At 46.5% G+C, this 20,165-nt stretch carries 20 protein-coding genes and 4 tRNA genes; 15 read left to right on the plus strand and 9 right to left on the minus strand.

Annotated elements, in window-relative coordinates; all coding sequences use genetic code 11:
- Positions 1-21: 21 nt before the first annotated feature.
- Both LQ247_RS00165 and rplI read left to right on the plus strand, forming a co-directional pair.
- Positions 22-2,004: a DHH family phosphoesterase gene (locus LQ247_RS00165; RefSeq protein ID WP_020453634.1), complete on the plus strand. Its 1,983-nt coding sequence runs from the start codon at positions 22-24 to the stop codon at positions 2,002-2,004.
- Positions 2,001-2,450, plus strand: coding sequence for a 50S ribosomal protein L9 (rplI, locus tag LQ247_RS00170; protein ID WP_020453633.1), 450 nt, complete (start codon positions 2,001-2,003; stop codon positions 2,448-2,450). Before LQ247_RS00165 ends, rplI begins: the two co-directional genes overlap by 4 nt.
- Positions 2,451-2,494: 44 nt before the next feature.
- On the opposite strand, the gene nagE is transcribed toward rplI, so the two are convergent.
- From nagE to LQ247_RS00205, 7 genes are all read right to left on the minus strand, one after another.
- Positions 2,495-3,868 carry an N-acetylglucosamine-specific PTS transporter subunit IIBC gene (gene nagE, locus LQ247_RS00175; protein ID WP_020453632.1) on the minus strand — a complete coding sequence of 458 codons (1,374 nt, stop codon included), beginning with the start codon at positions 3,866-3,868 and terminating at the stop codon, positions 2,495-2,497.
- A 2-nt stretch (positions 3,869-3,870) separates the two neighbouring features.
- Positions 3,871-4,767, minus strand: coding sequence for an N-acetylmuramic acid 6-phosphate etherase (gene murQ, locus LQ247_RS00180; RefSeq protein ID WP_035338126.1), 897 nt, complete (start codon positions 4,765-4,767; stop codon positions 3,871-3,873).
- Positions 4,764-5,495, minus strand: a complete 732-nt coding sequence (locus LQ247_RS00185) for a GntR family transcriptional regulator (protein ID WP_020453630.1) — start codon at positions 5,493-5,495, stop codon at positions 4,764-4,766. Before LQ247_RS00185 ends, murQ begins: the two co-directional genes overlap by 4 nt.
- Positions 5,492-6,238 carry a glucosamine-6-phosphate deaminase gene (gene nagB, locus LQ247_RS00190; RefSeq protein ID WP_025810495.1) on the minus strand — a complete coding sequence of 249 codons (747 nt, stop codon included), beginning with the start codon at positions 6,236-6,238 and terminating at the stop codon, positions 5,492-5,494. Before nagB ends, LQ247_RS00185 begins: the two co-directional genes overlap by 4 nt.
- The gene (nagA, locus tag LQ247_RS00195; protein WP_081303461.1) at positions 6,235-7,485 is read right to left on the minus strand and encodes an N-acetylglucosamine-6-phosphate deacetylase; all 1,251 of its coding nucleotides are present in this window, start codon (positions 7,483-7,485) and stop codon (positions 6,235-6,237) included. The genes nagB and nagA overlap by 4 nt, the downstream gene beginning before the upstream one ends.
- Positions 7,486-7,616: 131 nt before the next feature.
- A complete protein-coding gene (locus LQ247_RS00200; RefSeq protein ID WP_020453627.1) occupies positions 7,617-8,822 on the minus strand; it encodes a CynX/NimT family MFS transporter in 1,206 nt (401 codons plus the stop codon).
- A gap of 57 nt (positions 8,823-8,879) precedes the next feature.
- The gene (locus LQ247_RS00205) at positions 8,880-9,032 is read right to left on the minus strand and encodes a YycC family protein (protein ID WP_020453626.1); all 153 of its coding nucleotides are present in this window, start codon (positions 9,030-9,032) and stop codon (positions 8,880-8,882) included.
- Positions 9,033-9,165: 133 nt separating this feature from the next.
- On the opposite strand from LQ247_RS00205, the gene LQ247_RS00210 reads away from it, so the two are divergent.
- Positions 9,166-9,393, plus strand: coding sequence for a hypothetical protein (locus LQ247_RS00210; RefSeq protein ID WP_371268723.1), 228 nt, complete (start codon positions 9,166-9,168; stop codon positions 9,391-9,393).
- 33 nt (positions 9,394-9,426) lie between these two features.
- Here the strand turns inward: LQ247_RS00210 and LQ247_RS00215 are convergent, their stop codons facing one another.
- Positions 9,427-9,624, minus strand: coding sequence for a DUF2188 domain-containing protein (locus tag LQ247_RS00215; RefSeq protein WP_101561260.1), 198 nt, complete (start codon positions 9,622-9,624; stop codon positions 9,427-9,429).
- Positions 9,625-9,807: 183 nt separating this feature from the next.
- Here LQ247_RS00215 and dnaB point away from each other — a divergent pair, with 183 nt between their 5' ends.
- Positions 9,808-11,172: a replicative DNA helicase gene (dnaB, locus tag LQ247_RS00220; protein WP_020453623.1), complete on the plus strand. Its 1,365-nt coding sequence runs from the start codon at positions 9,808-9,810 to the stop codon at positions 11,170-11,172.
- A 17-nt stretch (positions 11,173-11,189) separates the two neighbouring features.
- On the opposite strand, the gene LQ247_RS00225 is transcribed toward dnaB, so the two are convergent.
- On the minus strand, positions 11,190-11,456 hold the full coding sequence (locus LQ247_RS00225) for a holin (protein WP_020453622.1): 267 nt from the start codon (positions 11,454-11,456) through the stop codon (positions 11,190-11,192).
- Positions 11,457-11,721: 265 nt separating this feature from the next.
- Between LQ247_RS00225 and LQ247_RS00230 the strand changes: the two genes are divergently transcribed.
- From LQ247_RS00230 to LQ247_RS00280, 11 genes are all read left to right on the plus strand, one after another.
- Entirely contained in the window at positions 11,722-13,014 is a 1,293-nt protein-coding gene (locus LQ247_RS00230; protein WP_020453621.1) for an adenylosuccinate synthase, read from the plus strand.
- A 63-nt stretch (positions 13,015-13,077) separates the two neighbouring features.
- A complete protein-coding gene (locus LQ247_RS00235; RefSeq protein ID WP_025810498.1) occupies positions 13,078-13,491 on the plus strand; it encodes an NUDIX hydrolase in 414 nt (137 codons plus the stop codon).
- A gap of 226 nt (positions 13,492-13,717) precedes the next feature.
- Positions 13,718-13,793: transfer RNA gene (locus tag LQ247_RS00240), tRNA-Lys, on the plus strand.
- Between the two features lie 7 nt (positions 13,794-13,800).
- Positions 13,801-13,872, plus strand: a tRNA-Glu gene (locus tag LQ247_RS00245).
- A gap of 88 nt (positions 13,873-13,960) precedes the next feature.
- Positions 13,961-14,037: transfer RNA gene (locus LQ247_RS00250), tRNA-Asp, on the plus strand.
- A 21-nt stretch (positions 14,038-14,058) separates the two neighbouring features.
- Positions 14,059-14,131: transfer RNA gene (locus LQ247_RS00255), tRNA-Phe, on the plus strand.
- Between the two features lie 415 nt (positions 14,132-14,546).
- The gene (gene walR / locus LQ247_RS00260) at positions 14,547-15,254 is read left to right on the plus strand and encodes a cell wall metabolism DNA-binding response regulator WalR (RefSeq protein WP_003177967.1); all 708 of its coding nucleotides are present in this window, start codon (positions 14,547-14,549) and stop codon (positions 15,252-15,254) included.
- A gap of 7 nt (positions 15,255-15,261) precedes the next feature.
- Complete coding sequence (walK, locus tag LQ247_RS00265; RefSeq protein WP_231005397.1) at positions 15,262-17,106, plus strand: cell wall metabolism sensor histidine kinase WalK; 1,845 nt, start codon at positions 15,262-15,264, stop codon at positions 17,104-17,106.
- Positions 17,096-18,460 (plus strand): YycH family regulatory protein, encoded by a 1,365-nt coding sequence (locus LQ247_RS00270; protein ID WP_020453618.1) that lies wholly within the window; start codon positions 17,096-17,098, stop codon positions 18,458-18,460. The genes walK and LQ247_RS00270 overlap by 11 nt, the downstream gene beginning before the upstream one ends.
- On the plus strand, positions 18,447-19,295 hold the full coding sequence (locus tag LQ247_RS00275) for a two-component system regulatory protein YycI (protein WP_101561262.1): 849 nt from the start codon (positions 18,447-18,449) through the stop codon (positions 19,293-19,295). The genes LQ247_RS00270 and LQ247_RS00275 overlap by 14 nt, the downstream gene beginning before the upstream one ends.
- 14 nt (positions 19,296-19,309) lie before the next feature.
- Complete coding sequence (locus tag LQ247_RS00280; protein ID WP_003177960.1) at positions 19,310-20,104, plus strand: MBL fold metallo-hydrolase; 795 nt, start codon at positions 19,310-19,312, stop codon at positions 20,102-20,104.
- Positions 20,105-20,165 lie beyond the last annotated feature (61 nt).

The raw sequence follows: 20,165 nt of genomic DNA on the forward strand, positions 1-20,165 counted from the left end.
AATGGTGAGGAGTTGATTTGAGTGCCAAGTTTTTATGAAAAACCGTTATTTCGATACCCCATATATTCTTTAATCGTCGTCACAATCATTTCTGTCCTCATCAACATTTATTTTAATTGGGTGGCAGGAGCGGCCGGCGTTCTGATTCTGGGTGTCATATTGTACTTTTTGAGACGGGCGGACTCCCAAATCAGAAAAGAGCTGGACGATTATATATCGACGCTGTCTTACCGTCTGAAAAAAGTCGGGGAAGAGGCGCTGCTCGAAATGCCGATCGGGATCATGCTGTTTAACGATCAGTACTATATCGAGTGGGCCAATCCTTTTATGGCGTCATGCTTTAATGAAAATACGCTCGTCGGCCGGTCGCTTTATGATACTTGTGAATCTGTCGTCCCTTTGATTAAGCAGGAAGTGGACACAGAAACGATTACGCTGAATGAGCGGAAATTTAATGTGGTTATCAAACGGGAAGAAAAGCTGCTTTATTTCTTCGATGTCACAGAGCAGACGCAGATTGAGAGACAATACGAAAATGAAAGAACGGTCCTTGCCTACATCTTTCTCGATAATTACGACGATGTGACACAAGGGCTTGATGACCAGACAAGAAGCTCGATAAACAGTGAAGTGACATCGCTTTTGAACCAGTGGGCCCAAGAGTACGGCATTTTCTTAAAACGTGTTTCCTCTGAGCGGTTTATCGGTGTATTAAACGAACACATATTAAGCGAGCTTGAAGCATCGAAGTTTTCGATCCTTGATGAAGTTCGGGAGAAGACATCCGTTCATACGATCTCCTTGACGTTAAGCATCGGAATCGGTGCATCTGTTGCATCATTGAAAGAGCTTGGCGACTTGGCGCAATCCAGCCTTGACCTGGCGCTGGGACGCGGAGGAGATCAGGTGGCAATCAAGCAGCCGAACGGGAAAGTGAAGTTTTACGGCGGCAAGACGAATCCGATGGAAAAACGGACGCGCGTCAGGGCCCGGGTCATTTCACACGCTCTCAAGGAGATTGTCTCTGAAAGCAGCAATGTGATTATCATGGGTCATAAGTTTCCCGATATGGATTCGATTGGATCAGCCATCGGGATTTTGAAGGTCGCACAAGCAAACGGCAAAGACGGTTTTGTCGTGATCGACTCCAATCAGATCGGTTCAAGCGTTCAAAGACTGATCGGGGAAATTAAAAAATACGAAGAACTGTGGTCCAGGTTTATTACGCCGGAAGAGGCGCTTGAGATTGCGAAAGACGACACGCTGCTCGTGATCGTTGATACACATAAGCCTTCCTTTGTCATTGAAGAAAGGCTGGTCAATAAAATTGAAAATATCGTCGTTATCGATCATCATAGAAGAGGGGAAGAGTTTATTAAAGACCCGCTGCTCGTCTATATGGAGCCGTACGCTTCATCTACAGCGGAGCTTGTGACAGAGCTGCTCGAGTACCAGCCGAAGCGCTTAAAAATTAACATGATCGAAGCAACAGCCCTTTTGGCCGGGATTATTGTCGATACGAAGAGCTTCTCGCTGCGCACCGGTTCCCGTACGTTCGATGCGGCGTCATATTTGCGCGCAAAAGGCGCTGACACCGTATTGGTGCAAAAGTTTTTAAAAGAAACAGCCGATCATTATATTAAAAGGGCGAAGCTGATTCAGCATACCGTTTTCTATCAAAACGGCATCGCCATCGCATCGCTGCCGGACGATGAGGCGGACGAATATTTTGACCAGGTTATCATTGCGCAAGCCGCGGATTCTCTTCTGTCCATGAGTGATGTCGAAGCGTCATTTGCTGTGGCGAGAAGAGACGAGAATACGGTATGCATCAGTGCGAGGTCGCTCGGCGAAGTGAATGTTCAAATCATCATGGAAGCGCTCGAGGGCGGCGGTCATTTAACCAATGCCGCGACACAGCTGACCGATATCACGGTTGAAGAAACGCTCCGCCGACTGAAAGAAGCGATTGACGAGTATTTCGAAGGAGGCATTCAGAAATGAAGGTAATTTTCTTACAGGATGTTAAAGGCAAAGGGAAAAAAGGCGAAGTAAAAAATGTAGCGGATGGATACGCGCACAACTTTTTGATCAAAAAAGGGCTGGCTGTTGAAGCGACATCATCCAATATCAGCGCGCTTGAAGGCCAGAAGAAAAAAGAGAAGAAAGAAGCGGCTGAAGAACTGAAACATGCGAAAGAGCTGAAAAAACAACTTGAGGACATCACGGTGGAACTTTCAGCCAAGTCCGGAGAAGGCGGCCGTCTATTCGGCTCCGTGACAAGCAAACAAATCGCGGACGCGCTGCAAAAAAGCCACCAGTTAAAAATCGACAAACGTAAAATCGAATTAAACGATGCGATTCGCTCATTGGGATATACAAATGTTCCCGTGAAACTCCATCCAGAAGTACAAGCAACACTGAAAGTTCACGTGAAAGAGCAATCATAAAATAACAAAGCCCCTTCATGCAAAGTGCAGAAGGGGCTTATCTTTTATTCAGTGCGTTTTCTCATTTCATTGGCCAAGAATTCAACGTCTGTACCGATGATCACCTGTACATCGTGCTGATTAAGCTTCACGAATCCTTTTGCTCCCATGGCTTTCATCGTGCTTTCATCCAGTTTGGAAGCATCGCGGACCTTGAGACGGAGGCGGGTTACACAATTGTTCAGCGTCTCGATGTTTTCTTTTCCGCCAAGCGCTTCGATGTATTTGTCCGCAAGGGTATCGTATTTGGACGATCCTGTGTCAGGGCTGACAGGTGTGTTTTCCTGGTCATCGTCCTCCTCTCGTCCAGGCGTTTTCAAATTGAGCTTCGTAATCAGGAAATAAAAGATGATGAAATAAATAATGCCGTATACAAGACCGAGCGGCAGCAAAAGCAGCGGCTTTGTGGCGATTCCAAAGTTTAAAAGGTAGTCGATCGTCCCGGCTGAAAAGGTAAAGCCGTGGTGGATACCGAGCATATTGGTCACGGTCATGGCGCTTGCGGTTAACAAGGCGTGAATACCGAAGAGAAGCGGCGATAAAAACATGAATGTGAACTCAATCGGCTCCGTGATACCTGTTAAAAATGATGTGAACGCCAATCCGATCAGCAATCCGGCCGTTGCTTTGCGGCGATGCTTTTTTGCGGCCGCGATCATTGCCAGACATGCCGCAGGAAGACCGAACATCATGATCGGGAAGAACCCTGTCATAAAGGCGCCGGCGCTTGGATCTCCGGCAAAGAACCGGTTCATGTCACCCGTTTTGCCTGCAAATTCTCCAAAGACCATCCAAACCATATTGTTTAAAATGTGATGAAGGCCGAGCGGCAGGAGCAGTCTGTTTAAAAGACCGAATATGCCGACTCCCAATGCCCCAGCATGGATAATCCAGCCGCCAATGGCGTCAATGGCCTGCTGTGCGTAAATCCAGACGAAGCCGAAAATCCCTGCAAGAATAATGGAACAGAAGGCTGTCATAATCGGAACGCTTCGTTTTCCGCCGAAAAACCCGAGCCAGTCAGGCAGTTTTGCATCTTTAAAGCGGTTATACATGACGGCGGCGACTACACCTGAAATAATTCCGCCGAGAACGCCCATGTTCAGGTTCTCATTGATGGCTGCTAAGCCGCCTGTCAGGACAAAATAACCGATGGCTCCGGATAGTGCGGCGGCCCCGTGGCCATCCTTTGACAAACCGATTGCAACGCCTATCGCAAAGATGATCGGCAGTTGGTCAAGAATCGATTGTCCTGAAGCGGCGATAAACGGAATGTTTAACAGGTCTTCTCTTCCCAAGGCGAGCAGGAGGCCTGCAGCAGGAAGAACGGCAATCGGCAGCATGAGCGCGCGGCCGATATTTTGAAGAAATCCCAACATAGTTAAAACCCCTTTCGGTAATATTGAATCGCTTTTTTCAAATGTCCATTTTCATGGGATAAACAGCGGCGGGCATCTTCAAGTGTTCCGTTTGTCAACACCATAAAGATCGCTGCCTTGATGTCATTGCCGCTTTCTTTTAAAGCTTGCTTGGCCTCATTCTGTGATAATCCGGTGGTATTCATCAGAATGGTGACAGCTCGCCCGGCCAATTTTTGATTGAGCAGTCTCATATTCACCATCTCGTTTTGGTAGACGCGGCCAAGCCTCGCCATTGCAGCTGTTGACAGCATGTTCAAGATCATTTTCTGAGCGGTTCCTGCTTTCAGCCGCGTTGAACCGCGGATAATTTCCGGTCCTGTTTGCACCTCAATTGCGATATCGCTTAATTTGCCCGCTTCTGTATCCGCGTTGCAGCTAATCGAAACAGACGCGGCTCCGAGCTGTTTGGCATAGGATAATGCGCCAAGGACATAAGGTGTCGAGCCGCTAGCTGTGACGCCGATTAAGACGTCATCTTCCGAGAATGATTGCGCTTTCAGTTCGGCGACGATTTTTTCATGGTCATCTTCATTTTCTTCAAGAGGCGTCCACATCGCGTCATATCCGCCTGCGATCAGGCCGGTCCAACGGCTTTCGTCAATAGAGAATGTCGGCGAGAGTTCTGCGGCATCAAGGACTGCGATTCTGCCGCTTGTGCCGGCGCCAGCTGTAAACACTCTTCCGCCTTGCTTAAAACGGCTGACAATCGTATCCGCCGCCTCAGCGATCAGGGGAAGGCAGGGCGTAATGGCGCGAGGGACTGTATAGTCTTCCTCATTCATCAAGGTGACGATATCTAAAGCATTCATTTCATCAAGTGCTTTGCTTTTGTCGTTCGTGTCCTCTGTCTTCTTCATTGTTCTTCCCTCTTCATATCGATGACGAATTTATAGCGGTCGCCTCTGTAAACGGATTTGACTACTTCAAACGGTCTGCCGTCGTCCAAATAGCTCAAACGTTCGATGAGCAGGACGGGTGCGCCTTCCTCGATGTCGAGGGGCTCGCTCTCTGCCGGAGAGGCAATCGCCGGCTCGAGTGTTTGTGCGGCTCGGTCAATCGTAAGGGAGAGCGTATTTTCGACATAGTCATACAAAGATGCGCTCATAATGTCTTCTGTCAGGCCGTTGATAAGGTCGGCGGGCAAATAGGAGATTTCATAAGCCATCGGGATGTCATCGGCGAGACGGATTCGTTTGACTTCATAGACGGAAGCCCCTTCATGTATCTCCAGTTTGCGCGCTGTGCTCTGGTCACACGGGATGACGCCGAAGCCGAGCATTTTTGTGCCGGGTCTCATGCCTCTTGATTTCATGTCCTCGGAAAAGCTTGTCAATCCTTTGAGAGGCTGCTCAATTTTAGGCTCGGCAATAAATGTTCCTTTTCCCCGCTGTCGGACGAGGATGCCTTCATTGACGAGATTGTTGACTGCCTGCCGGACGGTCATCCTGCTTACCTCATATTTTTCTGCAAACTCTCTTTCAGAAGGAATGAGGTCGCCGGGCTTCAAATCTTTTGTTTCGGCAAGCTTTTTAATCTCGGTCTCAATCTGATAGTAAATCGGAATGTGGGAATCTTTTTTGATCAAAAGGCCATACCCCTTTCTTTCACGATTGATAAAGCATCGCTGTCCGCTATGATGACGACGTTCTGGTGTGTTTTTAAGACAGAAGCGGGCGTGTCTTCATTTGGTTCTTCACTGAGAAGCTTCGCCAGGATGCCCGCTTTTTTCTCTCCTGAAACGAGCAGCAGAATCTGCTTGCTTTTCATGATCGTGGAAATGCCCATCGTTATGGCTTGCGACGGGACGGCGTCATAAGAATCAAAATAACGGGCATTGGCTTCTTTCGTTGATTGTGTCAGTTCGACTGTATGCGTTTTCGATGAAAATGGGGTGCCCGGTTCGTTAAATCCGATGTGGCCGTTCAAGCCGAGGCCGAGCACTTGGAGATCAATGCCTCCAAGCCGCTCGATCAGCGCTTCATAGCGGCTGCATTCAGCGTCCAGGTCACAAGCCATTCCGTCCGGAAGATGGGTATGGCTGAGCGGAATGTCAATGTGATCGAAAAGCTGTTTTTTCATATAGAATGTATAGCTGTTTTCATGATCCGGAGAAACGCCGACATACTCGTCTAAGTTAACGGTATAGACGTGCTTGTAAGTCGTTTTGTTATGCGCATGATCTTCCCTTAAAACCTGATATGTGCCGAGAGGCGTTCCTCCGGTTGCAAGGCCGAGAACAGGCGCAGATAAGCGGTTTACTTTCTCGATGATGAGTCGGGCGGCCGTTTGGCTCATGTCCTGATAATCTTTAGCTTCAATGATTTTCATGGTGAAACCTCCCTTTTGCTGAAAGCAATCACGCCTTTGCAAAGCGTCATCACAACTTCATTTTTTTCATTTAAAATGATCAAATCGGCATCTTTCCCGCTTCGTATGCTGCCTTTTCGGTCAAACACATGAAGCTGCTTGGCGGGATTGACCGCTGTCATGTACACGATATCTTCGAGTGAACAACCTGTAAAATCCATCATGTTCAGAGCAGCCTGGTTCATCTTCAAGATGCTGCCGGCAAGCGTACCATCCTCTAAGACGGCTTTTTCGCCTTTCACGAACACCTCCTGTCCGCCTAATGTATAGGTTCCATTTTTTAAGCATTTTGCGCGCATCGCATCCGTAATTAAAATGATGCCTTCTTTCTGTTTTTGCTGAAATGCCAGCTTGACGACCGCAGGGTGAACATGAATGCCGTCGGCTATGACTTCGGCCTTCAGTTCATCATGCAGAAGGGCACTTCCGGCCGTCCCCGGCTCCCGATGGTGCAGCCCCCGCATGCCGTTGAACAAATGGGTGACATGGGAGATGCCGGCCTTAATCCCGTCTGCCATTTCTTTGAGTCCGGCGTCGGAGTGGCCGGCGGAAGCCGTGACACCTGTTTCTTTCAAAAAGGAAATTAGTTCCAAAGACCCTTCCAGCTCTGGCGCAAGTGTGACTAATTTAATGTTATTCCCGGAGATGCGCTGCCATTCTTTAAATAACGAAAGATCCGGCGGGATAATATCATCCGGCGGCTGGGCGCCGCACCGCTTTTCTGAAATAAAAGGGCCTTCTAAGTGAACGCCTAATACTTCGGCTGTCCCGGGCTGTCCGCCGGCTTCCTTATAGCGGTGAACGTTTGCCAGCGCATGCTCGATCGTGGCCTTATCCTGGGTCATCGTCGTCGCCAGGAAGCTTGTCGTTCCTTCTTTCGGCAGGGCTTCGGCCATTGTTTCCAAAGCCTCGGCTGTTCCGTCCATGACATCTGCTCCGTTTGCTCCGTGAATATGAACATCAATCATGCCCGGCAGCACTTTGAAGTTCTCCGGAAATGTCAGTTGTTCTGCTGTTGCGGCGGAAGCGGGAATATCAGTCATTGGTCCGTAAGCCTCGATTTTTCCCCCGTTCGTCAGAAGAAATCCGTCTTCTATCATTCCATTTTCACTGTAAATATGAAGATGTTTAAACATATAGCGTTGGGATGGGTTGGTTTTCACAGTCAAAAGTCCTTTCTTGAAAACGTTATCATCAGTATAGAACATTACAACTCTAGTTGTCTAGACCATTAAGAGAATTATTTTTGTCAAATCTGATCATACAGCATCACACTTCATTTAGCCGCTGTGTTGTCAGGTTATGTCCAAAAAAAAAGCCGGCTTATCTGCCGGCTTCGTTATGCTGCTTTAGCATAAATATATTGATTTCTTCCCGCACCGAGTCCTGCACCGATTAAAGCGACCAGCGCACCGATGAACAGTAAAATCGGTCCGTTCCATGAGTGCATGTGATCGTAAAGAAAACCGACAAAGCTTGGACCAATCGCTGCCAGCAAATATCCGGCTGATTGCGACATTCCTGATAATGCCGCTGCTTGATCGGCATTTTCGCTTCTCAGCCCGATTAAAGTCAAGGCTAAACTGATGCTGGATCCTTGTCCGATTCCGATTAAAATGACCCACAGCGTCAGCATCGCTGTATTGCCTCCGTACAATAGCCCTGACATCCCCGCCAAGTATAGGATGCCAAGGGCCAGCACGATGCTTTTTTGGTTTCGGAACCGTCCGGCAAGAACCGGAGTCAAAAATGTCGACGGGAGGCTGGCAAACTGCATCAGCGACAGCATCCAGCCGGCAAGCGACATGCTCATCCCATGCGAACGGAGAATTTCAGGCAGCCAGGCGATCGTGCAGTAAAACAAGAACGACTGTATGCCCATAAAGAATGTGACCTGCCAGGCGATTTTCGAGCGCCAGACCGTTTGGCCGTCCGTCTTTAAGCTGACCGTACGGTTTCCCGTATCATGATAGCGGAGCTGGGGAACCCAGATCAAAATCGCAACAAACGCGAGACCGGCCCAGACCATAAGCGATGCGCTCCATCCCCACGCTAAACCGTGTGACAGCGGAATGCTGATCCCTGAGGCGAGCGCCGCAAAAATCGACATGGCTGTCGTATAGTAACTTGTCATAATTCCCGCTTTGTCAGGAAATTTATGTTTGATCAGGCTGGGCAAGAGCACATTGGAGATGGCGATGCCGACTCCGATCAATGCGGTTCCCGCAAATAGTGTGAAAGCTTCTCCGTAAGAGCGCAGCAAAATCCCGATCAATAAGATGACCAATCCGACCCAGAGGGTTCTCTCATTGCCCAGCTTCTGTCCGAGCTTAGGGGCGATGGGGGACAGGACGGCGAAAGATAACAGCGGCAGCGTCGTCAAGAAGCCGGCCATGCCGTTCGTCAAATCCATATCCGAGCGGATCGAACTGATCAATGGCCCGACAGATGTAATAGCCGGTCTTAAATTAAAAGCGATAAATATGATTCCTGCAATCAATAAGATATTGTTCAAACGGGGGCGTCGAGCGTCAATGTAATGCATGCTGTATTCTCCTTTGCTTTCAGGTGGAAAAGTGACATGAAAAAGAAACCCGGAACATCATCCAAGGTTACTTTTTTGATCTTGCTTCTGAATTTCGGCAATTTTCGCAAGCAGGATATGCTGCGGCATATGCATGATTTGTTCAAGAGGAAGATTTAAGCTTTCCGAAAGTTTTTGCGCCGTTTCGGCAGATATTTGTAAAGGTTTCATAAAGTCCTCCATTTTATATTGTACCCCAGCGTACAGAGTACGCAACAGTGAATATTGACTCCGATATATATTGTAACATCATATGACAAGTGAGTTGGAAGAAAAAGAAAAAAGCGATATAAATAAAGAGGAGGTGATCGTCTTGAATTCGACATTATCTGTGCTGAAAAAGAAATTGTATGAACAGCAGATCAGAGCGAAAGGGCTTTACACATTTGAAGAATACAAAGATATGCGCAATGTGCTGCAAACGCTGCGGATGAAATTTGCGGCCTATGAAGAATGGGATTTGTACCAACATGCGACCGATTTGATGGTCAGCATGCTTTTGAAAAACAATTGGAACAGCCGGCTGGATTAATAGTGGAATAAAAAAACACCTCGGCCGAGGTGTTTAATAAGACCGTTCGTCTTCTTTGTTGTCCTGCCGGTCATAGATGACAAGCTTCGCAGGACGATTCTCTTTCGCCATCTCTTCTCCTTTTTCTACGGCCTCTGTCCTTGTGTCATAAAGCTCAACAGGCGCCATATCTTCCAGTTTCAAAAACCATCCGTCCGTCTCGGCATTTGGTGTCACCATATAGACCTTCATGAAAAACAACCTCCCCAAACATGTTATTGATTTGTTTTCCCGGATAAATCAGGGGAGCAAACATCCTCATTGCCGTTCTCCCTTTCTATGAAAATATTTCTACAAAAAGCGAGTCTACTTTTTTTCTGTAAAAATGGTAAAATAGACGTTGGATTATTTTTAAATGGGAGGACGGTGCTTAACATGACAGATCTTCTGAATGACAGGCTGCCGCCGCAAAATATCGAAGCCGAACAGGCCGTGTTAGGTGCTGTTTTTTTAGAACCATCAGCTTTAACTTTGGCGTCAGAAGTCTTGATTCCAGATGATTTTTACAGAATGTCGCACCAAAAAATATATAACGCCATGCTTGTTCTTGGAGACCGCGGCGAGCCTGTAGACCTGGTGACGGTGACATCAGAGCTTGCGAACACGGACCTTTTGGAAGAGGTTGGCGGTATTTCTTATTTGACGGATATTGCAAATTCTGTGCCGACTGCGGCTAATATAGAGTATTATGCGAAAATCGTGGAAGAAAAATCGATTCTCCGCCGCTTGATCCGTACGGCAACGACGATTGCTCAAGACGGATATACAAGGGAGGATGAAGTCGAAGACCTCTTAAGCGAAGCAGAAAAAACGATTATGGAAGTCGCCCAGCGCAAAAACTCCGGGGCCTTTCAAAATATTAAAGATGTGCTCGTTCAAACTTACGATAATATCGAACAGCTCCACAACAGAAAAGGGGACATCACCGGGATCCCGACAGGTTTTACCGAGCTTGACCGAATGACGGCGGGCTTTCAAAGAAACGATTTGATCATCGTAGCCGCCCGTCCGTCAGTCGGTAAAACTGCTTTTGCCTTAAACATCGCCCAAAACGTGGCGACTAAAACCGATGAAAGCGTCGCGATCTTCAGCCTTGAGATGGGCGCCGAACAGCTGGTCATGCGGATGCTCTGTGCGGAGGGCAACATCAACGCCCAGAATCTCCGGACCGGAAACCTGACGGAAGAAGATTGGGGCAAGCTGACAATGGCGATGGGAAGCTTATCAAACAGCGGTATTTTCATCGATGATACACCGGGGATCCGCGTCAGCGAAATCCGTTCCAAGTGCAGACGGTTAAAGCAGGAGAACGGCCTCGGCATGATTTTAATCGACTACCTGCAGCTCATCCAAGGAAGCGGCAGATCAAGTGACAACCGTCAGCAGGAAGTGTCGGAAATATCCCGTGCGCTGAAAGCGCTGGCGAGGGAGCTTGAAGTTCCAGTCATCGCCCTTTCACAGCTTTCCCGGGGCGTCGAGCAGCGCCAGGACAAGCGTCCGATGATGTCGGACATCCGGGAATCGGGAAGTATCGAGCAGGACGCCGATATCGTTGCGTTCCTGTACCGCGATGATTACTATGACAAAGAATCTGAGAATAAAAACATCATTGAAATCATTATTGCAAAACAAAGGAACGGCCCGGTCGGGACCGTCTCACTCGCTTTTGTAAAAGAATATAATAAGTTCGTCAACCTGGAACGCCGGTTTGATGACGCGGGTGTTGCGCCTGGTGCTTAAATCCCTGAGACATGCTCTCAGGGATTTTTCTTTTTTCTTGCATTGCGGTTTTTACCGATTTCAAATAACCCCGTTGCGGTTAATCCGGCAAGTCCTCCGGACCATAAACGGAGCACGAGTTCAAGGTCTGTAAAAGGATATGCTGCGGCCCCGATCAGCAAACCTATCAAGAGTGAAACGAGCGGAATCAAGTTTTTCGGCACCTTGAACGTCTTCTTCACCAATTCGACCAGCGCCAAAATAATCGGCGATAAAACAGATGCAAAAATTAATACCGTCTCCATCGGCATCTCCCTCCTTACTTATTGAATATTTGTGTTGCCGGTTTTTTATGTGTCTTTGTCCAAGAAAAACGCTTATTTTTAAGATTTGACTTACAGACTGTCTATTAAAAAGAAAATATATGAAATTTGCTTTATAATAACGAACAAATGTGTTTGGTGTTAAAATTAATGTTCGGATTTCCGATTGACTTTGCGGGATGACACTGATAAACTGAATGTGTTTGATATTGATATCGTTTGAAAAGGTTAACGGAGGTGCACGGATATGTCTTCAGTAGTTGTTGTAGGTACGCAGTGGGGTGACGAAGGAAAAGGCAAAATCACCGATTTTCTTTCCGAAAACGCAGAGGTAATCGCACGGTACCAAGGCGGAAATAACGCAGGACATACAATTAAATTCAACGGGGTAACGTACAAACTGCATTTGATTCCATCCGGTATTTTTTATAAGGATAAAACGTGTGTGATCGGCAACGGAATGGTTGTTGATCCGAAAGCATTGGTGACGGAGCTGGCTTATCTTCATGAGCGGAACGTCAGCACGGACAACTTGAGAATCTCCAACAGGGCCCATGTCATTCTGCCGTATCATTTAAAGCTTGATGCGGTCGAAGAAGAGCGGAAAGGGGCCAATAAAATCGGCACGACGAAAAAAGGAATCGGCCCGGCTTATATGGACAAAGCCGCTCGCGTCGGAATCCGCATCGCCGATCTGCTGGATAGAGAAGTCTTTGAAGAAAAGCTCGCCCGCAATTTAGAAGAAAAAAACCGTCTGCTGGAAAAAATGTACGATGCGGAAGGATTTAAAATAGAAGACATTTTAGACGAATACTATGAGTACGGCCAGCAGATCAAACAATATGTCTGCGACACGTCCGTCGTCTTAAACGACGCGCTTGATGACGGCCGCCGCGTCTTATTCGAAGGGGCGCAAGGGGTTATGCTTGATATCGACCAAGGAACATATCCGTTTGTTACATCTTCAAACCCTGTCGCCGGCGGCGTAACGATCGGCTCAGGTGTGGGACCGACAAAAATCCAGCATGTCGTTGGTGTATCGAAAGCTTACACAACGCGTGTCGGAGACGGGCCGTTCCCGACAGAGCTGAACAATGAGATCGGAGACCAAATCCGTGAGGTCGGCCGCGAATACGGAACAACTACAGGGCGCCCGCGCCGCGTCGGCTGGTTTGACAGCGTGGTTGTCCGCCATGCCCGCCGCGTCAGCGGAATTACCGACCTTTCATTAAATTCAATTGACGTATTGACCGGTATTGAAACATTGAAAATCTGTGTCGCTTACAAATACCGCGGCGAGATCCTCGAAGAGTTCCCGGCAAGCTTAAAAGCGCTCGCTGAATGTGAGCCTGTCTATGAAGAAATGCCGGGCTGGACAGAAGATATCACAGGAGCCAAAAGCCTGAGCGATCTGCCTGAAAATGCCCGCCATTATCTAGAGCGAGTTTCTCAGCTGACAGGCATTCCGCTTTCTATTTTCTCAGTCGGTCCTGACCGCTCTCAAACAAATGTGGTGAGAAGCGTTTATCGTCCGAACTAAATTCCAGAAGAGCCTCTGCAGTTCGCAGGGGCTTTGTTTTTCAAGGACAAGGAGGGCAAACGGGTGGAACGTGTCGATGTTGTATATTCATTCGTGGAAGAGAACGGAAACATCCTGATGGTGAAAAATAAGAAAAATCAATCGTGGACGCTGCCGGGCGGCAAGGTGGAAGCTGGAGAATCGCTAACAGAAGCCGCGGCGAGAGAAATGAAGGAAGAAACAGGCTATGGAATTCAGCCTCTTGATATATTAGCTATAAATGAAGCGATTATCGGCGGCGAGCATGTATATTTCATCGTCTTTAGAGCCCGGATCACCGATCGTCCGGATGCCATCACGTTTGACGAGAACATTGTTGAAGCCAAGTGGATGCCGCTTCATGAAGCTGACCGGCTGCTGTCTGTATTCCATCCGAACGGAATCATGCACTGGCTGAACCGCGAAGGGGCGGAGTATCATCACGAAGGGAAAAAATAATAGAAAAAAATAAAAAAATATATTGCCACTTCTGTTCGTTCTATGATAATATAAATCTCGTTGTTGCGAAAACAACGAAACGAGCCATTAGCTCAGTTGGTAGAGCACGTCCGAATAAGCTTCGGAGAATTCGCTTCAGCGTACACATCGAGAGACATCTCGAAAAAGCTTCCTGAGATGTGGACGTCGTTATTTCAGATTAAATCTAAGGGTGTAATTTAATCTTGAGCCATTAGCTCAGTTGGTAGAGCATCTGACTTTTAATCAGAGGGTCGAAGGTTCGAGTCCTTCATGGCTCACCATTTCCCTGGCCCGTTGGTCAAGCGGTTAAGACACCGCCCTTTCACGGCGGTAACACGGGTTCGAATCCCGTACGGGTCATTGATTTACTTTAGCGTAATTGCTAAATCCCCGCTTGCTCCGGAGGAGACCACGATTCTTCTCCGAAGCAGGTACTGTAAATATGCAAGGTCCGGTAGTTCAGTTGGTTAGAATGCCTGCCTGTCACGCAGGAGGTCGCGGGTTCGAGTCCCGTCCGGACCGCCATTTTAAAAAAGTTACATACCTGGCTCGGTAGCTCAGTTGGTAGAGCAACGGACTGAAAATCCGTGTGTCGGCGGTTCGATTCCGTCCCGAGCCACTCTAAAAAGCGCGTCTGTTTTTAAGCAGATGCGTTTTCTTTTAGCTGAAAACAAAGAAATAAAATGCTGAAGGAATAAAAAGGAGAAAAAAAGGGAGGCCGGTAACCCGGCCGAAGAAGAAGACGTTACTATATAGACGGTCTTGAAGGGGAAGATGTTTCATTTTTCAGTAAAAAAAGTCACAAAAATTTAATTGTTGTGATAAAAGCGGAAAAATAGCAGGTGGATTTAATTTCCAAACGTTTTCCTTTGAACTATTTTTTTAACTTTTGCTTCATAAACGTTATAATGTATAAGAAATCTATTTTCTAGAAAGTGTTTTTTAATGACGACATGCAGTGTACTTGATATAAAACTTAGGCAGCCATCCGCTGGCTGTATTGTAACCAAACTCTGAACCAGGGGGAACGAACAATGGAAAAAAAGATACTAGTTGTAGATGATGAAAAGCCGATTGCTGATATTTTAGAGTTTAATCTAAAAAAAGAGGGCTATGAAGTCCATTGCGCATACGACGGCAATGAAGCGCTTCAGATGGTTGAGGATCTCAACCCTGATATGATTCTGCTCGACATCATGCTTCCGAACAAGGACGGTGTGGAAGTGTGCCGTGAAGTCCGCAAAAAATATGATATGCCCATCATTATGCTGACAGCAAAGGATTCGGAAATCGATAAAGTCATCGGTCTTGAACTGGGAGCTGACGACTATGTGACAAAACCGTTCAGCACTCGCGAACTGCTCGCGCGTGTCAAAGCGAACTTGAGAAGACAGAACACAGCGGCTCCTGCCGAAGAAGAATCGTCTTCAAACGAAATTCAAATTGGATCGCTCGTCATTTTTCCGGATGCCTACGTCGTTTCAAAACGAGACGAGACAATCGAACTGACGCATCGGGAATTCGAACTGCTGCATTACCTTGCTAAACATATCGGGCAAGTCATGACGCGTGAGCATCTGCTGCAAACCGTGTGGGGATACGACTACTTTGGAGATGTCCGGACAGTTGACGTTACGGTCAGACGCCTTCGCGAAAAAATCGAGGATAATCCGAGTCACCCAAGCTGGATCGTCACAAGGCGCGGTGTCGGCTACTATTTGAGAAATCCGGAACAGGACTAAAACCGAAATGAATAAAGTCAGTTTTTTCCGCTCGATTCATTTTAAGTTTACCTTAATATACGTTCTGCTGATTATCGTTGCCATGCAGATTATCGGCGTCTACTTTGTCAATGAGATGGAGAAGTCACTTCTTAAATCATATAATGACTCTCTTGACCAGCGGGTGAACAACCTCTCGTATTATCTGGAACAGGAAATGACGAAGGATAGAAGCACGTCTTCCTCGACTACCTTGAAAGAAGACGCAGAGCGGATTCTAAATGATTTCAGCAAGGAAGGCGAAATTCTCGAAGTCAGTCTGATTGATAAAAGCTATGAAGTCATCGCGACCTCCAATCCTTATAACCGGGAGGTGGCGGGGAAAAAGACAACAGAGGGCATTATTAAAAGGACACTGCTTGTCGGTATTCCGTACGAAAACAAATTTTTCGACCCGGAGCGTGACAGCAAAGTGCGGATTTCAGTCACGCCGATTAAAAAATCGAATCAAGAGACGATCGGGGCCATTTATGTCGTGGCATCGATGGATAATGTCTACAATCAAATCCGGACGATCAACACCATTTTAGCGTCTGGAACTTTTATTGCGCTTGGAATCACTGCATTCCTCGGGATTTTTGTCGCGCGAACGATTACACATCCGCTGTCAGATATGAGAAAGCAGGCCATTGAACTGGCGAAAGGAAATTTCTCGAGAAAAGTCAGAAAGTACGGAAACGATGAAATCGGCCAGCTGGCCACAACGTTTAATTATTTAACGAGAGAGCTGAAAGAAGCTCAGTCCATGACAGAAGGCGAACGAAAAAAACTATCTTCTGTTATTGCCTATATGACAGACGGGGTTATCGCAACAAACCGAAATGGCGCGATTATTTTGCTTAATACGCCGGCACTGGAGCTTTTAAATGTTTCACGTGAAACGGCTCTCGAAATGCCGATCACCTCACTGCTCGGCCTTGAAGATGAATACACGTTCGAAGATTTGGTTGAACAGCAGGACTCGCTCTTTCTTGAAATTGAACAGGAAGAACGGACGTCTGTGCTTCGCGTCAATTTCTCGGTCATCCAAAAAGAACACGGAAAGATTGATGGGTTGATTGCGGTTATTTACGATGTCACAGAACAAGAGCAGATCGATCAAGAACGGAGAGAATTTGTGGCAAATGTCTCCCACGAACTCAGAACGCCGCTCACCACAATGCGCAGCTATTTAGAAGCGCTTGCGGAAGGCGCGTGGCAGGATCCAAACATTGCGCCGCGCTTCTTGAATGTGACACAGAATGAAACAGAGCGCATGATCAGACTTGTCAACGACTTGCTGCAGCTTTCTAAGTTTGACAGCAAGGACTACCAATTCAATAAAGAATGGATTCATTTTATCCGTTTCTTCTCATTGATTATTGAGCGCTTTGAAATGACGAAAGAGCAGCATGTTGAGTTTATCAGCAATCTGCCGGATAGAGAATTGTATGTTGAAATCGATCCGGACAAGATTACGCAAGTGCTCGATAATATCATTTCAAATGCATTGAAATATTCCCCTGAAGGAGGCCATATCACGTTCTCTGTTGATGTAAATGAAGAAGAAGAGCTTCTTTATATCAGTGTCAAAGACGAAGGTGTCGGCATTCCGAGAAAAGACATGGAGAAGATCTTCGAGCGTTTCTACCGTGTTGATAAAGCCAGAACAAGAAGACTCGGCGGTACGGGGCTTGGTCTTGCGATCGCAAAAGAAATGGTACAAGCCCATGGCGGCGACATTTGGGCCGACAGTATCGAAGGAAAAGGAACAACGATCACATTTACCCTGCCATATAAAGAAGAACAAGAGGATGATTGGGATGAAGCGTGAAACAATTAAAACGATAATACTGTCCCTTTTGGTTTTGATCAGTCTTCTTTTTACTTTTAATATTTGGGGATTTCAGGGGAATTACGAAAAAGTGGAAGATTCACAGGCTCAGGTCAGCGATAAACAGCCGATTACAAATCAGACAAAGTTGCTAAATGAAGCCGTCAAACCGCAGCAAATGTTCATTCATGAGAATGGACAGCATTATTTGCTGAATGATACGACGCTCTATTCTCAGCTCTGGGACGACATGAGCCGATGGGAAGTCAAATCGTTAAAGGATATCTCGGACAAATTTGACAGGCAGCAGTTCAAAAACTGGCTGTACGCTAAAAATAAAGACTCCAAATTGGATCTCGTTTTTAGCGACAATATTCCAATCGATGTGCTGCAGCCGCTTTTCAAATGGTCCGCCAACTCTTATGAATACAACTCTTTTGACAGAATCGTTCTTCCTTTCAATGAAGGACGGGGCATGAAAAAAATCTACTTTGTATCCTTCAGCAAAGAGACGGTTGTTGAAGCGGTGATTGAATCGGCAAATTACCGCAACATCCTTGCAGACATTGAAAAAGAAAAATCGCAGATGCCTCTTTACGAGGACTTTGCAATCAATTCTCGCAGAGATGTCTTGCTTCCGGTTAATAGGCTGAAGCTGTCTGAAAAAGAGTATTTTACAGAAACGATCAGCCCGACGCGTTTTAAAAAAGCTTTATTTGATGATCCGCAAACCGTCCGGCAGGAAACCAACTTAAACCGACCGGTATATACGGATGGAACAAGCCTTTTGGAGGTCTACTCGAACAACAGGCAGATTAAGTTCCAGCACCGCAACCTGGAACCGAGTTCTGCTTATCAAAATGGAGAGCTGATCAATAAAAGCTTTAAATATTTAAACGACACGGGAAGCTGGACGGATGATTATCAATTTTTCGGCTTGAATGAAAATCAGCAGATCAACTTTAATCTGTTTATGGATCAGCTGCCGGTCGTTAACAGCCAAAACCAGCCTTTCGGAACGACAGCGATTGAACTTCGCTGGGCAAACAACGACATATTGGATTATAAACACCCAACATATGTCTTGGGCGCAAACGCTAATCCGGTCAGCAAAAAGGATAAAGAAATCATGAGCGGAGAAGAATTGATTCAGTTCCTGCAAGACAATGAAGAGTATGACTTTGATAAGATTGAGCAAATCTTTCCTGCCTATGAAATGGTCTCAGTATCAGAGGAACAAGACCCTCTTGTAAAACTTGTACCGACTTGGTGCATTAAAATAAACGGTACGATAAAGCCGGTATCAAAGAAAGATTCAGCGGTGAAGGAGGGCATTGAGAGTGGAGTGGAATAGAACTAAAACAATCTTCATTATCGTCTTCCTCATCCTTGATATCTTTTTGGCCTTTCAATACTTTGATAAGCGCAGCAACAATCAGTTTCCGATTTTAGAAAAATCAACGCTGCAGGAAGATATGAAAGCAGACCACATTTCATATGGCAACTTGTCTAAAGAGACGTCAAAAGGTTCCTCAATCTCTGCACAAAAGCGAGTCTTTAAGCAAAGCGAGATTAAATCGTTAAAAGGGCAGAAGCCGAAGGCGTTAATGAATACCGCAAAAGAGAACGCTTTGACGGAAATAGAAATGGAATTTGAAACACCCATTGCACTTCCGAAAGCGGATAGGGAGACAAAAGCAAGGGAAATCGTGAACGAAGAGATTATCGACGGCAACAAGTACAAGCTTTGGAAAGTCGATAAATCCGGAAAACAGATCGTTTTCTTCCAAACCTATAATGGAAATTACATTTTTCAGGATCGGCAAAACGATGATAACACAGAGATGGGCGAAGTCGTTCTGTACCTGAATAATAAAAACGAAGTTGTTTCATATAAGCAGTCGATGCTGCAGGATATAAAAGAAGTCAAAACGGAAAGTCTGATCTCCGCAGTCGGAGCGGTTGAAGCTTTGTACTATCCGGATTATTTGAAGAAGTACAGCAAAATTAAATCAGCCGAACTTGGCTATTTCACGCAGTATCCGCTGGCAAGCGCCCAAATTTTCGTGCCCGTTTGGCGGATCGAAGTGGAGCGCAAAACGGACGATAAAACCATTCACGAAGAATTTATCGTGGATGCACGGGATGGAGCGCTTCTTCAATCACAAGAGAAAAAGGAAAAATCATAATGGAGTGAGAAACCATGAGCCTGCAATTTAGCGTACTTGCGAGCGGGAGTACCGGTAATGCTTTATATTTGGAAACCGATGACCACGCTTTTTTAGTTGACGCAGGACTTAGCGGGAAGGCGATGGAAGGGCTGATGGCGCAAATTGACCGAAAGCTTGATCAGCTTGACGGCATTTTTGTTACGCATGAGCACAGTGATCATATAAAAGGACTTGGTGTGCTGGCAAGAAAATATGAGCTGCCCGTTTACGCCAATGAAAAAACGTGGAAGGCGATGGAAGGGCATATCGGCAAAATGGATAACGGCCAAAAATTCGTGTTTCCAATGGAAACCGTCAAATCGTTCGGCTCCCTCGATGTCGAATCGTTTGGCGTATCCCACGACGCTGCAGAGCCGATGTTTTATGTTTTTCATTACAATGGCCGAAAGCTCGCTTTGATTACGGATACGGGCTATGTCAGCGACAGAATGAAAGGCATTATCCGCTCGGCAAACGCTTTTGTTTTTGAAAGCAATCATGATGTCGGCATGCTGCAAATGGGCCGCTATCCGTGGAACATCAAGCGCCGGATCTTAAGCGACGTCGGACATGTATCCAATGAGGACGCGGCACTCGCAATGACTGATGTAATCGGTGATGAGACATCGCGAATTTATTTGGCTCATTTAAGCCAGGACAACAACATGAAAGAGCTGGCGAGAATGTCCGTCCAGCAAACGTTGGCTGCCAAAGGATTTGCAGCGGGAGAAACGTTTGACTTATATGATACCGATCCTAAGAAACCGACACCTCTTGTAGCGGTGTAAATTTTACTGATTGAATGATTAATCTGCGGGCAGATGATCCACACTATATACATATATCGTT

This window comes from Bacillus sp. BS3(2021) (genome assembly GCF_021043345.1).
In the GTDB taxonomy this organism is placed as follows: domain Bacteria; phylum Bacillota; class Bacilli; order Bacillales; family Bacillaceae; genus Bacillus; species Bacillus paralicheniformis.